At 61.2% G+C, this 15,009-nt stretch carries 20 protein-coding genes; 9 read left to right on the forward strand and 11 right to left on the reverse strand.

Annotated elements, in window-relative coordinates; translation table 11 throughout:
• Window positions 1-4: 4 nt before the first annotated feature.
• On the reverse strand, window positions 5-385 hold the full coding sequence (gene sdhD / locus C5L12_RS14520; protein WP_105372752.1) for a succinate dehydrogenase, hydrophobic membrane anchor protein: 381 nt from the start codon (window positions 383-385) through the stop codon (window positions 5-7).
• Window positions 386-398: 13 nt separating this feature from the next.
• Window positions 399-791, reverse strand: a complete 393-nt coding sequence (sdhC, locus tag C5L12_RS14525; RefSeq protein ID WP_105372753.1) for a succinate dehydrogenase, cytochrome b556 subunit — start codon at window positions 789-791, stop codon at window positions 399-401.
• A 284-nt stretch (window positions 792-1,075) separates the two neighbouring features.
• Here sdhC and C5L12_RS14530 point away from each other — a divergent pair, with 284 nt between their 5' ends.
• Window positions 1,076-1,525, forward strand: coding sequence for a hypothetical protein (locus C5L12_RS14530; RefSeq protein WP_105372754.1), 450 nt, complete (start codon window positions 1,076-1,078; stop codon window positions 1,523-1,525).
• A gap of 23 nt (window positions 1,526-1,548) precedes the next feature.
• On the opposite strand, the gene C5L12_RS14535 is transcribed toward C5L12_RS14530, so the two are convergent.
• The 6 genes from C5L12_RS14535 to tsaD all read right to left on the reverse strand — a co-directional run bounded on the left by C5L12_RS14535 (window position 1,549) and on the right by tsaD (window position 5,608).
• Window positions 1,549-1,854 carry a hypothetical protein gene (locus C5L12_RS14535; protein ID WP_105372755.1) on the reverse strand — a complete coding sequence of 102 codons (306 nt, stop codon included), beginning with the start codon at window positions 1,852-1,854 and terminating at the stop codon, window positions 1,549-1,551.
• Window positions 1,855-2,100: 246 nt separating this feature from the next.
• Entirely contained in the window at window positions 2,101-2,745 is a 645-nt protein-coding gene (locus tag C5L12_RS14540; RefSeq protein WP_105372756.1) for a class I SAM-dependent methyltransferase, read from the reverse strand.
• A gap of 7 nt (window positions 2,746-2,752) precedes the next feature.
• Entirely contained in the window at window positions 2,753-3,193 is a 441-nt protein-coding gene (locus C5L12_RS14545; protein WP_105372757.1) for an EVE domain-containing protein, read from the reverse strand.
• A gap of 7 nt (window positions 3,194-3,200) precedes the next feature.
• Window positions 3,201-3,494, reverse strand: coding sequence for a YciI-like protein (locus tag C5L12_RS14550; protein ID WP_105372758.1), 294 nt, complete (start codon window positions 3,492-3,494; stop codon window positions 3,201-3,203).
• A 27-nt stretch (window positions 3,495-3,521) separates the two neighbouring features.
• Window positions 3,522-4,514, reverse strand: a complete 993-nt coding sequence (locus C5L12_RS14555; RefSeq protein ID WP_105372759.1) for an NAD(P)H-dependent glycerol-3-phosphate dehydrogenase — start codon at window positions 4,512-4,514, stop codon at window positions 3,522-3,524.
• Window positions 4,511-5,608 (reverse strand): tRNA (adenosine(37)-N6)-threonylcarbamoyltransferase complex transferase subunit TsaD, encoded by a 1,098-nt coding sequence (gene tsaD, locus C5L12_RS14560; RefSeq protein WP_105372760.1) that lies wholly within the window; start codon window positions 5,606-5,608, stop codon window positions 4,511-4,513. Before tsaD ends, C5L12_RS14555 begins: the two co-directional genes overlap by 4 nt.
• 71 nt (window positions 5,609-5,679) lie before the next feature.
• On the opposite strand from tsaD, the gene hemC reads away from it, so the two are divergent.
• The 6 genes from hemC (at window position 5,680) to C5L12_RS14590 (ending at window position 11,558) form a co-directional block, all read left to right on the forward strand.
• A complete protein-coding gene (gene hemC, locus C5L12_RS14565; RefSeq protein ID WP_105372788.1) occupies window positions 5,680-6,609 on the forward strand; it encodes a hydroxymethylbilane synthase in 930 nt (309 codons plus the stop codon).
• 4 nt (window positions 6,610-6,613) lie between these two features.
• Window positions 6,614-7,321, forward strand: a complete 708-nt coding sequence (locus C5L12_RS14570; RefSeq protein ID WP_157949052.1) for a uroporphyrinogen-III synthase — start codon at window positions 6,614-6,616, stop codon at window positions 7,319-7,321.
• Between the two features lie 138 nt (window positions 7,322-7,459).
• On the forward strand, window positions 7,460-8,653 hold the full coding sequence (locus C5L12_RS14575; RefSeq protein WP_342588632.1) for a COG4223 family protein: 1,194 nt from the start codon (window positions 7,460-7,462) through the stop codon (window positions 8,651-8,653).
• 14 nt (window positions 8,654-8,667) lie between these two features.
• Complete coding sequence (locus tag C5L12_RS14580) at window positions 8,668-10,266, forward strand: heme biosynthesis protein HemY (RefSeq protein ID WP_105372763.1); 1,599 nt, start codon at window positions 8,668-8,670, stop codon at window positions 10,264-10,266.
• 23 nt (window positions 10,267-10,289) lie between these two features.
• Window positions 10,290-10,769 carry a tellurite resistance TerB family protein gene (locus C5L12_RS14585; RefSeq protein WP_105372764.1) on the forward strand — a complete coding sequence of 160 codons (480 nt, stop codon included), beginning with the start codon at window positions 10,290-10,292 and terminating at the stop codon, window positions 10,767-10,769.
• 12 nt (window positions 10,770-10,781) lie between these two features.
• The gene (locus tag C5L12_RS14590) at window positions 10,782-11,558 is read left to right on the forward strand and encodes a glutamine amidotransferase (protein ID WP_425350786.1); all 777 of its coding nucleotides are present in this window, start codon (window positions 10,782-10,784) and stop codon (window positions 11,556-11,558) included.
• A gap of 2 nt (window positions 11,559-11,560) precedes the next feature.
• On the opposite strand, the gene C5L12_RS14595 is transcribed toward C5L12_RS14590, so the two are convergent.
• Window positions 11,561-12,796 carry an MFS transporter gene (locus tag C5L12_RS14595; RefSeq protein ID WP_105372765.1) on the reverse strand — a complete coding sequence of 412 codons (1,236 nt, stop codon included), beginning with the start codon at window positions 12,794-12,796 and terminating at the stop codon, window positions 11,561-11,563.
• A gap of 141 nt (window positions 12,797-12,937) precedes the next feature.
• On the opposite strand from C5L12_RS14595, the gene C5L12_RS14600 reads away from it, so the two are divergent.
• Both C5L12_RS14600 and C5L12_RS14605 read left to right on the forward strand, forming a co-directional pair.
• A complete protein-coding gene (locus C5L12_RS14600) occupies window positions 12,938-13,228 on the forward strand; it encodes a YggT family protein (protein ID WP_245422905.1) in 291 nt (96 codons plus the stop codon).
• Window positions 13,225-13,539, forward strand: coding sequence for a DUF167 domain-containing protein (locus tag C5L12_RS14605; protein ID WP_105372767.1), 315 nt, complete (start codon window positions 13,225-13,227; stop codon window positions 13,537-13,539). Before C5L12_RS14600 ends, C5L12_RS14605 begins: the two co-directional genes overlap by 4 nt.
• A 3-nt stretch (window positions 13,540-13,542) precedes the next feature.
• On the opposite strand, the gene ppa is transcribed toward C5L12_RS14605, so the two are convergent.
• Window positions 13,543-14,076 (reverse strand): inorganic diphosphatase, encoded by a 534-nt coding sequence (gene ppa / locus C5L12_RS14610; RefSeq protein ID WP_105372768.1) that lies wholly within the window; start codon window positions 14,074-14,076, stop codon window positions 13,543-13,545.
• A gap of 134 nt (window positions 14,077-14,210) precedes the next feature.
• A complete protein-coding gene (locus tag C5L12_RS14615; protein ID WP_105372769.1) occupies window positions 14,211-14,717 on the reverse strand; it encodes a GNAT family N-acetyltransferase in 507 nt (168 codons plus the stop codon).
• Window positions 14,718-15,009: the final 292 nt, after the last annotated feature.

A 15,009-nucleotide genomic window follows, 5' to 3' on the forward strand; every position in this document is an offset into this window, starting at 1 on the left:
CGGATTATCCTGCAAATGCGATTTTCAGGACGGCGAAAAGACAGAGGCCGCCCACCGCGAGGGAAAAGAAGGCGTTGAGGATCAGAAGAACGAGCTTCGTGATTTCGGAATGGATGTAGTCCTGGATGATCTCTTCCATGCCGAGACGCATGTGGATGATGCTGGCGATGACGGTCAGGCCGTTGATCGTCGCGACGAAGGGATTGGCAAGAGCGCCGACCACTTCGGCATAGGGCTTGCCGGCATAGATGATCAGGAAGACGACATAGAAGACGAGCAACGGAACCAGCGCCAGCGACGTGGTCCGGACCCGCCAGAAATGTTCCGTGCCGCTCTTGGCCGAGCCGAGCCCGCGGACTTTCCCGAGAGGAGTGCGCATGTCCATCAGTTCAGTCTCCTCAGCGGACGATCAGCACGATCACCCAGACCAGGACGGTCAGGGCGATGGAGGCGACGAGATTGGCCTTGGCCAGCATGGTCGAGAATTCCTTCTCGAAACCGTAGCCGACATCCCACATGATGTGGCGCAGGCCGCCGAGCAGATGGTGAAGGAGAGCCCAGGTATACCCGAAGAGCACCAGCTGACCGATGATCGATCCAAACAGCCAGTTCACTTGGTTGAAATATTCCTCGCCCGAGGCCGCGGCGATAAGCCAGGCGGCGACCAGCAGCGTGCCGAAGTAGAGCGCGCCACCGGTGATACGGTGGACGATCGACATCGCCATGGTGGGAATAAACTTGTAGATCTGCAGATGCGGCGACAGGGGCCGGTTATTTGTTACATTCGCCATCAGAACCTCGCGGCGTCGTATGCGGTATAAGGGCGGTTGCCCGCAATGCAGCATGCCAAAGAAATGTGCATTGCATCATTGGCGTGGTTTAATCTGACGGATGCCGGTCGACAAGAACAATTCAAGGGGATTTTGAATTTAATCGATTGTGTCTTTCTCATGGCTGGTTCCGCAGGATCGGGCTTTGCACATTAACCACGATTGCCAAAGAAATCGTTGCCGACGCGACGGCCGCTGCAGTTTCGTGTTAACCTTCTGTTAACGATTGACCGCAGGAGTTCGCCATGACAGCGAATCGCATCAACCCTGTTCTTCTCGCCGCCGCCCTCGCCGCGCTCTTTTCCTCCGCTGCAGATGCCGGCGATCGCCGGCACGGCCGTGACCATCGCCATCATCGCGTCGAAAACAGCCGCTGGGACCGCCAGGGCGATGGCCGCTGGAACCGTCCACCCGAAATCGACCGCATGGGCGGCTTTGTCGAACGTTGGATAAGGCGCTCTCGTTCGACCGCCGGATTTTATGGAGGCTCCATCCAAGCCTATAGCGTTCCCGGCCTCGGGGTTTATTTCGTGCGCGATGCCGACTACTGGCCTCTGCGCGGTGAGGAACGGATCGCTCCGGCGCCCAAAGCGAAAGTCATCGACGTCGAAAAGGAAATGGGCGGCAACGTCTCCGCCTCGCCCACCGCCTGCGCCTTCGAAGCCGGCGTCTGCATCATCCGCGGCGGCAATTGAGAATGCCTGCACCCTTTAGGAAATTAAATCCCCGATCCGTCTAGTTCCTCTTCGTCCTTGCCCTCCCACGCGGATGGGAAGGCCAACTGATCGACATTGGCGGCGGGCATGGGCATCCAGCACTTCAGTTCCGGTTCCGCATATTGGATAATCCGGCCCGGGACGGAATCAGAGGAGCGCCAGGCTTCTCCACCGAATCGATCCCCTCTTGACCAGTAAACGAGATCGACTGCTCCCGGCCCTTGTTCGGATGGACGGATAGTGACGAGAATACGACTGCCGTCCCTCGGTGCGGATCGCATATGTCGCCAGCGGCCTGATTCTTCCATTGTTGTCTCCGTCCTAACGAATGACGAGTGTCACCTCGCGAGTTTAGGCAGTCAACTCTTACTCTCATCGGTAGGCTCTGGAGCCGGAGGATGAGGACAGCATCAGCTGCCAGGGAGAGACACTCCGAGAGCATGCCAAAAGCCCGCTGAATGCCGAGACGCCCTATACCTCCCAATGAGGTTCCGCATGGGTTCTCGGATCCTTGAAACCACGTCAGGAGACTGCGCGGGAAAACTCTGGCGCGCCTACCGGAATCGCCAGACCGTTGTCCGCTTTACCTCGCTGTCCTCCAGCGCTCGCGTTACCGGCACTTCATATAGGGCGAGCTGCTCCAGGCGGTCCTTCGGGCAATAACTTCGCCCGGGATCGCCGACCAGAACCAGACGTCCCTCGCCCGCCAACCGCGTGAACCACGGGATCAGCACACCGGCAAAATCCCGGTCGTAGAAGACATCGCCGGCGAGGATGACATCCGCATCGACCGGCTTGCCGATCTGATTTTCTGAGATGAAGCGGAGATCGGCGCCGTTCTCGGCAGAGTTCAGGGCGACAGCGGTTTGGGTCCACGGATCGATATCCGCAGCCAGCACATCCTCGGCGCCGGCAAGCTTTGCCGCAATCGCCACCAGCCCGGAACCGCAGGCAAAATCAAAGACCCTCTTGCCGGCTACCGTTTCCGGATGATCGAGTATATGGCGGGCAAGCCCCTGCCCGCCTGCCCAGGCAAAAGCCCAGAAGGGCGGCGGCAAGCCGATCTCCTCCAGATCCTCTTCCGTCTTCAACCACAGATCATGCGCTTCGCTCGCCAGATGCAATCGGATTTCCGGCACATGCGGCGGGCTCATCAGCTCGGTGTTCTGGAGGATGAAGGTCCGGGGATCAGTCTTCAAGACGGGATCAGCCCGGCGACCGCGGCGGATTGTCGAGGCCCCCGAGCCTGCAGATCTCGAAATATTCCTCATCCGTCACCGGCTGCACCGAAAGCCGCATCGACGTCACGAGCGACATCTTCTCGAACTTCGGGTTGGCCTTGATGTCTTTCAGCGTCACCGGCTTCGGCACATCCATGATGGCGCGGATGTCGACGCAATCCCATTTCGGATCGCCCTTCGCGCTCGAATCCGGATGAGAAAGGGCGCAAACCTCGACAATGCCGACGATCTCCAGCCCCTCGTTGGAATGGTAGAAGAAACCCTTGTCGCCGAGCTTCATCGCCCGCATGTTGTTGCGCGCCAGATAATTGCGCACCCCGGTCCACTCGGTGCCCTTCTCTCCGGCGGCCTTCTGCTGCTCCCAGGACCAGGAGGAGGGTTCGGATTTGTAAAGCCAGTACGCCATCGATGCCTCACTCAGCCGGCTTGTTGAAGACCCAGTTGTAGGGTTTGATCTCGACCTTTTCGAACAGGCCGGCGAGATAATAGGGATCCGCTTCCGCGATCGTCCGCGCTGCGGCCATGTCGGCGGCTTCGACGATCACCAGACTGCCGTTCGGCTTGCCTTCGTCGTCGAGAAACGGACCTGCCATCTTCAGCGTACCGTTCGCATTGAGCTTGTTGAGGTGCTCCAGATGAGCCGGGCGGGTGTCCATCCGGACATTCAGATGCCCGGGCTTGTCGGTGCACAAAAAGGCGAACAGCATTGATCTCTCCTTCAGGTATTTATTGCTCTATTCGGCTTTGATCGGCCGGGTCATCAGTTGTTCCATCGCAGCCATGACATCGAGCTTGCCGTCGATGATCGCCGCAACCGCGTCGGTCACCGGCAGGTCGACCGCAAACCTTTCACCAAGCCTGGCGGCAACGGACGCAGCAAAGGCCCCTTCGACCAAAAGGCCGCCGCCAATCGTTTCGGCCGGATCGCCCTGCCCAAGCGCAATGCCGAAGCGGAGGTTTCTCGACTGATGGCTCGTGCCGGTCAGCACCAGATCGCCGAGGCCGGAAAGACCGCTGACCGTGTCCGCCCGGCCACCCATGGCCTCGACCAGCCGCGACATTTCCGCCAGCCCACGGGAAATCAGCGCGGCCCGGGCGGATTCGCCGAGCCCGGCACCCTCGACAATGCCGCAAGCGATCGCCAGCACGTTCTTCAGCGCACCGCCGAGCTGGACTCCGATGCGGTCAGTCGATGCATAGAGCCGAAAGGTGCGGCCCGACAGGACATTCGCAAGCCGGTCCGCCAGATCATGGCCTTCAGCGGCAATCACCATCGCGGTCGGCAGGCCTCGCGCGATATCGGCGGCAAAACCTGGGCCGGAAAGCACCGCAATTCGAGAGCGAGGCAATTCCCGCTCGAGCACGTCGGTGAGCAGACTGCCGGACGATCTGTCGATCCCCTTGGCGCAGGTGACGACAACGGCGTCCTTCGTCAGATAAGGCCCATAATGCCGCGCCGCATCCGCCTGCGCCTGCGAAGGCATCGCAAACAGGACAATGCTCGCTTCACCGATGGCGTCCGGCTCGGCGGAAAATTCCAGTGCATCCGGCAGCGGCACCCCGGGCAATGCCGCGTCATGCACGCGGCCCTCGCGAAGATCGTTCATCAGCGACGGGTCCCGGCCGATAAGGGTGACGGGATAGCGACCTTCCAGAGTGACCACGGCCGCGAGCGCAGTACCAAAGGCGCCGGCACCGATGACGACGATCCGCTCTCTGCCGCTCATGCCTTGGCGCCCCGCTTTCCGGAACCGAGAACGGCCTGAGCCTGCTTGTCGAGCGGCCAGCGCGAGCGCGGCGCCACGTCCAGCGCGTCTGCCGGAAACTCTCCCGCAAGCCGCTCAAGTCCGGCCCAGGCGATCATAGCCGCGTTGTCCGTGCAGAGCCTGAGCGGCGGCGCGATAAACCGGAACCCGTTCTCGATGCAAAGAGCCTGCAGGGTACGGCGGATTTCCTGGTTGGCGGCGACGCCGCCAGCGACCACCAGTGCCGGATCGACATCGAGCGCTGCGAACTCCTGCTTGAAGCGCGCCAGCCCCCTGCCGATCCGGTCGCGCAGCGTGCGCGAGATTGCCTTTTGGAAGGAGGCGCAGATATCGGCGATATCCTCATCGCTCAAAGGCGCGATTTCGGTGGCCGCCTGTCGCACCGCAGTCTTGAGGCCGGAAAAGGAAAAATCGAGCCGAGCTTCACCGACCAAAGGGCGCGGAAGCGAAAAACGGTCCGGATTGCCCGCTTGTGCGGCCTTTTCCACCGCTGGGCCACCCGGGTAGGGCAGGCCGAGCAGTTTCGCCGTCTTGTCGAAAGCTTCACCGAGCGCGTCGTCGATGGTCGTGCCCCAGCGCTCGTATTCCCCCACGCCTCTCACCAGGACCAGTTGGGTGTGTCCTCCCGAAACGAGCAGCATCAGGTAGGGAAACGAAAGCCCGTCCGTCAGCCGCGCCGTTAGTGCATGGCCTTCGAGGTGATTGATCGCCAGCAGCGGCTTGCCCGACGCACGCGCGATCGCCTTCGCGGTCATGAGCCCGACGATCAGCCCGCCGATCAGGCCCGGACCCGAGGTTGCGGCCACGGCGTCGATTTCATCGAGCGAAACGCCTGCCCGGTCGAGCGCTTCTTCCACCAGCCCGTCCAGCGCCTCGACATGCGCCCGTGCGGCGATTTCCGGCACCACGCCGCCGTAGGCACTATGCTCGTCGAGTTGAGACAGAACGACATCGGACAGGATTTCACCACGTCCGTCCTCATGGCGCGCAACGACCGCCGCCGCCGTTTCGTCGCAGCTTGTTTCTATGCCGAGGATGCGAAGAAAGGTCGCCATGGGTCTATCGTTGATTGCGATGCCGGATAATCCGGTCTACGAAAGCCTCCGGTAACAATGGAATGACGCGGATGCAAACAAAACCTTTCCGGATCGGAACGCGGGGCAGCCCGCTGGCGCTCGCCCAGGCCTCCGAAACACGTGCCCGGCTGATGACGGCACACGGTCTTCCGGAGGAAATGTTCGAGATCGTCGTGCTGTCCACCAAGGGCGACCGCATCACCGACCGCGCTTTGACCGAGCTCGGCGGCAAAGGGCTCTTCACACAGGAACTGGAAGAACAGCTGCTTTCCGGCGACCTCGACTTCGCCGTGCATTCGTCTAAGGACATGCCGACCAAACTGCCGGACGGTCTCCGCTTGTCGGCCTATCTGCCGCGCGAGGATTTTCGTGACGCCTTCATCGGCCGGACCGCGCCGACACTCACCGCATTGCCCGACCATGCGACTATCGGCTCCTCCTCGCTGCGCCGACAGGCCCTGATCAAGCGTATCCGGCCGGACATCAATGTCATAACCTTCCGCGGTCTTGTCGAAACGCGGCTGCGCAAGCTGGATGAAGGCCAGGTGGATGCGACACTTTTGGCCTTCGCCGGCCTGAAGCGCCTTGCCAAGGAGGAGGTCGTCACCGAACTTCTCGATCCGGCTGATTTTCCGCCGGCTCCTGCGCAGGGCGCGATCTGTGTCGAAAGCCGCATCGGCGACAGCCGCATCGATGAATTGCTGGAGCCGATCAACGACCGGCCGACTTATGATGCTGTCTCCTGCGAACGCGCCTTCCTCGCCGCTCTCGACGGCTCCTGCCGCACGCCGATCGGCGGTTATGCCGTCTGCGACGGAGACCACCTGAAATTTTCAGGCCTCATTCTCACCCCGGACGGACAACGGGAGCATTCGATCGCGGTTGAGGGAAAACGCGCGCATGCGGAAGCGCTTGGCCGCAAGGCCGGCGAGGCGGTGCGGGCGACCGCCGGCAGTGATTTCTTCGAAGACTGGTCCTAACCCCATGCGGGTCGTCGTTACCCGCCCTGAACCATCGGCCGGACGCACTGCCGATCGGCTGGTGAACCTGGGACACCAGCCGATCCTGCTGCCGCTGACGCGAGCGCTGCGTCGTCCGGACATTGCCGAAACTGCACTGAAGAAACCTCACGCCGCCCTTGCGCTGACGAGTGCGGAAGCGGCCAGAGTTCTCTCGTCTGTGGACTGCCTCTCGCCCTATCTGGATGAGGTGCTTTATGCTGTCGGGGAAGCGACGGCCAGGGCGGCGGAAGAAGCCGGCTTCCGAAAAATCCGTAAGGGACCTGGGACCGGCTCTGAACTTGCCCGGCTGGTTCTAGCCGACGCCCCGATCTTCGACGCTCCCCTGCTCTATCTTGCCGGCCGGCCGCGTTCGACCAGTTTCGAGGAAGGGCTTCGAACGGCGAAAATGCCTCTCGCCGTGGCGGAAATCTACGAGATGGCACCACTGCCTTATGATCGGGAATCTGTCCGCGAAGCTGTGCTGGACGCGCCGGTCGACGCGGTCCTTCTCTATTCACGGGAAAATGCGCGGCTGTTCTTTGAGCTTATGGCGCCATTTGCGGACGCGCTCTCGAATGCGCAGATAATCTGTCTCAGCGACAATGTCGCCGCCGCAGTGCCTCCCGAATTTCACAGAAAGATCAAGATCGCCGCCCATGCTGACGAGAACGGGCTTCTGGCTCTCCTTTAGTCGAGGAGAGGCGGCAAATTCCCGCCCGCCCCTTTTCTTCCGCCCGCCCGCTGACTAGTTTCCCCAGAGCACATGCAAAAAGAGGTCGAGATGGTATCGGAAAAACCGCCGCGCCGATCAAAGGCAGAAAAAGAACCCGTGACCATCGACCTCACTGCAGAGGAGGCCGTTGCCGAGCCGGTGCGCAGCATCGATTCCGACGAGCCGGTGACACCGGCGGAACTGGAGGCGGAAACATCCGTCGACACCGACAAGCCGGTGGAAGCCGATATCGCTGACGAACCTGTGTCGACAACGTCAGGCATCGAGGACGAGGCACCACTTGCCGACGCCGAACCGGACGATGCAAGACAACCGCAATCCGCCACCGTTGCTCCCGAACCTGAGCCGGTCCCCGCCCCGCCAGCGAAAAGGAGCCCTGCGGCATCCACACTCGTCGCGGCAGGGATTTTCGGCGGTATCGTCGCACTGGCGCTTGCGGGCAGCATGCAATATGCCGGCTATCTTCCAGGCGCCTCTCCAGCCGCACCTGCAACTGACACGACTGCCCTATCTTCGCAAATCGACCAACTCCGCCAGGAGATCGCCGCGCTGCAATCCCGGCCTGCGCCAACTGCAGACGAAGGACTCGCCAATCGTGTTGCGGCCCTTGAAGCTGCGACAGGCAATTCGAACGGTGCCGCATCGGAGCAGGCAATTGTCGCCCTAAAAGAGGACATAGCACTGCTTCGTTCCGCCGTGGAATCGACAGCCGGCAACAATGTTCATCTCGAGGATCGGATTGAGGGCGTCGAAGCCAAAGTGAACGATCGGGGACCGGAGCAGCAGGTGGCCCGGGCAATTGCGGCGGCAGCGCTCAAAGCCGCGATCGATAGGGGCGGCTCGTTTGAAACCGAGCTCCAGACATTTGGAAGTGTTGCCGGTGACGATCCGGCGATTGCCGACCTGCAGAAATTCGCCGCGGCGGGCGTACCTTCGCGCGTCGAACTGCAGCGGGAATTTCCGAAAGTGGCTGATGCCATGCTGGAAGCCACCAGCCAGCCGGATCCCAACCAGGGAATTGCCGGTCGGCTTCTCTCTTCCGCAATGTCGGTGGTGAAAGTGCGGCGGGTCGGCAATGTCGAAGGCGACACACCCGAAGCGATTATCGCCCGCATCGAGGAAGCTCTTCGCAACGGCGATCTCAAGGCTTCAGTGCGGAAGTGGGACGCCCTGCCGGAGCCGGCAAAGGCCACCTCCCGCGACTTCAGGCAGAAGCTTGATGCTCGCATTCAGGTGGAAGATCTCGTTGGCGGCACGCTGACGCGCGCCGTGACCGGTACCCAAGGCTGAGGACGAACACCCGAATGATCAGACTTTTCATTTTCCTCCTCGTCGTTCTGGCTCTCGGTTGGGGCTTCTCCTGGCTCGCCGACCGGCCCGGCCTCATCTCCATCACCTGGCAGGATCACCTGATCGAGACCAGCATCATGGTCGCGGCCACAATGGTGGTCGCGCTTATTGCCGCCGCCATGATCCTCTGGTGGATCGTCGGCATAATCTGGACCTCGCCCTATTCCGTCCGCCGTTATTTCCGAGCCCGCAAGCGGGATCGCGGCTACCAAGCGCTCTCCACCGGCTTGATCGCGGCTGGCGCCGGCAATGCGCTGCTCGCCCGCAAGATGAGCCTTCGCACCCGTGGCCTGCTGAGCGCCGACCAGGAGCCGCTGATTCACCTGCTCGAAGCACAGGCTGCGCTGATCGAAGGCAAATACGACGACGCCCGAAAGAAATTCGAGGAGATGGTCGAGGACCCGGAAACGCGGGAACTCGGCCTGCGGGGTCTTTACATGGAGGCCCGCCGGCTTGGCGCCAACGAAGCAGCCCGCCAATACGCGGAAAAGGCTGCGGAGCATGCGCCATATCTGCCCTGGGCGGCACAAGCGACGCTCGAAGCCCACAGCCAGTCGGGCCGCTGGGATGACGCGCTCCGCCTTCTCGACCAGCAGCGCATGGCCAACATCCTGGAAAAAGCGCAGGCCGATCGCTGGAAGGCCGTGCTCTTGACCGCGAGAGCCGGCGACCGGCTTGAAGGGGACCCGAAAGGCGCCCGGGACGACGCTATGGCGGCGTTGAAGCTCGCCAAGGATCTTGTACCCGCCGCCGTCATTGCAGCAAAAGCCTGGCTGCGCGAGGACAATATCCGCAAGGCGGCATCCACTCTCGAAACCGTTTGGAAGCTCGAGCCTCATCCGGAGATCGCCCAGACCTATGTTCGCGCCCGTAGCGGCGACAGCACCACCGACCGGCTGAAGCGCGCCGAAAAGCTGGAGGCCTTGCGGCCCAACAATATCGAATCCCTCATCGCCGTGGCCCAGGCCGCCCTCGACGCTCAGGAATTCAGGAAGGCCCGGGCAAAAGCGGAAGCTGCAGCCCGCATGGAACCGCGGGAGGGGGTCTATCTCCTTCTCGCCGACATCGAGGAAGCCGAAACCAACGACCAGGGCCGCGTTCGTCATTGGATGGCACAGGCACTGCGAGCTCCGCGGGATCCGGCTTGGGTTGCCGATGGCTTCGTTTCGGAGAAGTGGTTGCCCATCTCGCCCGTGACAGGCCGCCTCGACGCCTTCGAATGGAAGGCGCCCTTCGGCCAGCTCGAAGGCCCGATCGAGGAGGGCACACTCGCGGCCGACAAAGCGATTGCGAGCCTGCCGCCCGTGGAGACGCCAAAGGAGGAAGAGCCGCCGAAACAGATCGTCATTCAACCAGCCCCTGCTCCGGAAACACAAAAAAGCGAGTTAGCTGTTGCAGCAAAAACACCAGCACCTGCCAATGTGAAGCCAAAGGATGAAAAACTGGTCGAAACCGAGGAGGAGCCAGTTCCATTTTTCGGGCGGCCGCCGGATGATCCGGGCGTGAAGGATCCGGACGCCGGGCAGCCCGCGACGAGGCTCCGGCTTTTCTAGAGAAGGCGAGGCCTGAAAAAAGAATGTTGGACCGAATTCAGGCCTTTCTCCAAACTCTCACATCATCCAATTCTGCCCGGGAATTTGCGCCCGACGATCCGAGAGTGGCTTTCGTCGCCCTCTGTTTCCAGGTCATGGAGGCGGACGGCAACGTGTCCGAACAGGAGCAGCAGACGTTTCGCGATCTCCTGCGCGAACGCTACGACCTGAGCGAAGCTCGCCTCAAGGCGCTGATCGAGGCCGGGCACGACGCCGGCCGCGAGGCAGTTGACTATTACCGTTTCACTTCCGATCTTAAGAAACACCTTGTCGACGAAGACGACCGCGTCGAACTTCTCGGCATCCTCTGGGATATCGTCTATGCGGACGGCCAGCGCAGCGAGATCGAGGATCACGTGATCTGGAGAATCGCGGATCTTCTCGGGGTTTCATCGCGCGACAGGGTTCTGCAGCGTCAGCAAGCTGCGGCACGTTCAACGGGAGGAGATGAGGGAGAGCAGTAGGGACGTACCGACATGTTGATGCAGCCTTCCCGCCATACCAAAAAGCTTCCTGTGCTCATCGTCCTGCATCAGGAGCGCTCTTCCCCTGGCCGCGTCGGGCAGATGCTGATCGACAAGGGCTTTCCGCTCGACATCCGTCGTCCCGTGCTCGGTGACCCGCTGCCTTCAACGCTTGTCGGGCACGCCGGCGCGGTCATTTTCGGCGGGCCGATGAGCGCCAACGATCCCGAGCCCTACATCAAGACGGAGATAGACTGGATTGGCGTTCCGCTGAAAGAGAACAAGCCTTATCTCGGCATCTGCCTGGGGGCGCAGATGATGGTGCGTCATCTCGGCGGCACGGTAGCACCCGACAAGGAGGGGCTGACAGAGATCGGCTGGTATCCCTTGCGGGCCACCGAGCACGGCCGCCTGCTGATGCATTGGCCGAAAATGGTCTACCATTTCCACCGCGAGGGTTTCGAACTGCCGCATGGTGCGCAACTGCTTGCACAGGGCGATGCCTATCCGAACCAGGCAATTCGTTACGGCGACAATGCCTGGGGCCTGCAGTTCCATGCGGAGCTTACACGCGCCATGATGCAGCGTTGGGTGGTGCATGGTGAGCACCGCTTCATCATGCCGAATGCCCAGAAAGGCCGCGAGCATCTGGAAGGGCGGATGATCTTCGACGCGCCGCTCAAGGAGTGGCTGTGGAATTTCCTCGGTACGGTATTCGAAGGCAAACTTGCCGATAAAGGAGCCGCAGCGGCAGATGCCCGCCACCAGCCTGCCTCGCGAGGCGGTTGAACCTACCGGTCCGGCGCCTCGAGGCTGTCGATCTTCCGAAGCTTCGGGAAGCCAAGTGACCAGATGACCGCCACCGCGAGCGTGCCGACGCCGCCGATGACTACGGCCGGTACCGCGCCGAAGATCGACGCCATGGTGCCGGCCCGGAATTCGCCGAGCTCGTTGGACGCGCCGACAAAAACCATGTTGACGGCGTTGACGCGGCCTCGCACCTCGTCCGGCGTCCAGAGCGCGATCAGCGTCTCGCGCACGTAGACCGAAATCATGTCGGATGCCCCCATCAGCATCAGCGCCGAGATGGAAAGCCATGGGGTCGCGGAAATCCCGAACACGAGCGTCCCGGCGCCGAACAGGGCGACACCGACGAACATGGCAAGGCCGGCGTGATGGCGGATGGGATAAAAGGCCAGCCAGATGGCCACGATGATGGCGCCGACACCCGGGGCGGCACGCAGCATACCGAGGCCCCACGGACCGAGTTCCAGAATATCACGCGCGAAGATCGGCATCAGCGCCACGGCTCCTCCGAGCAGCACCGCAAAGAGATCGAGCGAGATTGCTCCAAGCACCACCTTCTCCCCGAAGATGAAGCGGAAGCCGGCCACGATCTCGCCCCAGCTCACCTTGTTGACGGGGTTTTTCTGGACCGGCTTCGGGATCATGAAAACGAGAATGGCGGCAAGTATCAGAAAGATCACGGCAACGGTATAGGCCACGACCGCGCTTGCGCCGTAGAGCAGACCGCCCACTACCGGACCAAGGATGGATGCGGTCTGCCAGGACGAAGAATTCCAGGCAATGGCGTTCGGCAGATCCTGCTCCGGCACGAGGTTGGGCCCGAGCGACTGCACGGCAGGTCCCATGAAGGCGCGCTCGATACCGAACAGGATCAGGATCGCAAATACCGGCCAGGGAGAAAAGGAATTCGCGATCGTCAGCGCCAGAAGCGCCGCTGCACACAGCGCACCCACCACCATGCAGATAGCCATGATCGCGCGCCGGTTATAGCGGTCGGCAACCGATCCCGTCACCAGGATCAACAACAGAGAAGGCAGGAACTGGAATAGCCCGATCAGGCCGAGATAGAGCGCGTTGCCGGTCTCGTCATACATCTGCCAGCCGACGGCGACGCTGATGATCTGGATCGCAAAAGCCGAGAGAAACCGGGAAAAGAAGAAGCGCGAGTAAGAGGAATGCCGGAAGGCGGCGAACCGATCGCCGGAGGCGGGAATGGACATGAAGCAGCACTTTCAGCGAAACCGGAAACCGGCATTGCACCCGCCGCCCATTAAACATGATTCCGACGAGGTACGGGCGCAGCACTTGCTCGTTAGTTCGCCAATGTCTACATGTCTGTCAACAACGAAATGGAGACGTGGATGCTCGCCCTGTTTCAGACCATCGATTTGGCCTTGAACCTTTATACCTGGGTGCTGATTTTCAGCGCCATATTCTCGTGGCTCTATGCCTTCAATGTCATCAATTCGAGGAACCAGTTCGTTGATGCGGTCGGCCGCTTCCTCTTTAATGTCACCGATCCGGTACTACGTCCGATCCGCCGTATCATGCCGGACCTGGGCGGCATCGACATCTCTCCGGTGATCCTGCTGCTGATCATCTTCTTCATCCGTTCGCTGATGTGGACGTCGATCTACCCCCTGTTTGCGTGAGCTTCCCCTACAGCAGGCATACCGATCATATGCGGCTCGCAGTCCGGCTGACACCGAACGCGGGCCGCAATGCCGTCGAGGGGATCGAGACGTCTGCCGCCGGCGAGGCCTATCTCAAGGCCCGCGTCACTGCAGTGCCCGAAGACGGCAAAGCCAACAAGGCGCTGATCTTGTTGCTTGCCGATACGCTCCGTCTCCCGAAATCATCCATTTCGATCGTGTCGGGCGAAACGGCGCGCAAAAAAATCCTCCGGATCGATGGCGACCCGGAGGATTTGGAAAAGAAGCTCAAGAAATTACTTGAGACGTAAGAATTACTTCTGCGCCTTGTAACGGTCGATGGCTTCGACGATTAGCTTCTTGGCGACCTCGACATCCTGCCAGCCGCCGATCTTCACCCACTTGCCGGGCTCCAGATCCTTGTAGTGCTCGAAGAAATGCTCGATCTGCTTCAGCGTGATCTCGGGCAGGTCGGTATAGTTATTGACCTTGTCGTAGCGCTGGGTCAGCTTCGGCACCGGCACTGCGATGATCTTCTCGTCCTTGCCGCCATCGTCTTCCATGACCATGACGCCAATCGGCCGGACATTGATGACGCAGCCCGGAACCAGCGGGCGGGTATTGCAGATGAGGACGTCGATCGGGTCGCCGTCTTCCGAAAGCGTGTGCGGCACGAAGCCGTAATTGCCCGGATAGGTCATCGGCGTGTAGAGGAAGCGATCGACCACCAGCGCACCGGCTTCCTTGTCCATCTCGTACTTGATCGGATGGCCGCCGACAGGCACTTCAACAATGACGTTGACGTCTTCAGGCGGATTTTTACCAACGGAAATCGCATCGATACGCATTCTTTTTCCTCGATCAGATGGACAAAGTTACGCGTCGATAGCGGGAATCATGCTGCAAGGCAACAAGGCGTTGGAGGAATATTAGATAGCGTGGGCGTTCGAAGCGAAGGGTTTTCGAACCGCATAGCTGCGGTTCAGGACCAGACGAAGCCGATCTTCCTGAGCTGAGTCCCGCCGAAGTCTTCCATGCCTTCGGCCACGTCGACACCGCCGTGGCGGCGGAAGAAGCGCGTCGCGTGCTCGCTGTCCTCGAGACACCAGACGACCAATCCCTCGCAGCCGAGGGAGCGCAAAAGCCGACGACTCTCGCCGAACAGCCGCCTGCCGAGGCCGATCCCCTGGAATTCCGGGCGCAGATAGATTTCGTAGACTTCGCCGTCCTGCGGCAAGGCGCGCGCCCGGTTCAGGCCGATCGTGGCATAACCGGCAATGTCGCCCGCGACGTCGAGAACCAGAAGCGTCGCCGGCCCGCGCGCGGCCTTCCGCCACCAGGTTTCTCCCCGGCGCTCCAGCATCTGCGTCAACGGCTTGTGCGGAATGAGCCCGGCATAGGCCTGCTTCCATGCTTCCCGGTGTGCATCCGAGATGGCACGCGCATCTTCCGGTTCCGCTCGCCGGACATCGATCGACAACGTCTTCATAACGCTACTTTAGGTCCTCACGCAGGCAATCCGCTATTCCACCTTTGTGAGTAGGACGGATTGCCCACAGGCTTCTGATGTGGACGACAGGCTGACGTTAACGTGTTTTTAACCTTTGCGACAAGCCTGTGCAGTTCGAAGGCACAGAAAAAACCCCGGTATCTCCAGGCTGTGTGGAAACGATTGGAGGCTCCGGATGACCGGGGCCTCTTTTTGGTTTCATGAGGTGGCGGTGTTGATATTGATCGCGCGGAGGATGTTGTAGGCGAGGACAGAGAGGGCCATTTCGGTC

It is taken from the genome of Neorhizobium huautlense (genome assembly GCF_002968575.1).
Classification (GTDB): domain Bacteria; phylum Pseudomonadota; class Alphaproteobacteria; order Rhizobiales; family Rhizobiaceae; genus Neorhizobium; species Neorhizobium huautlense.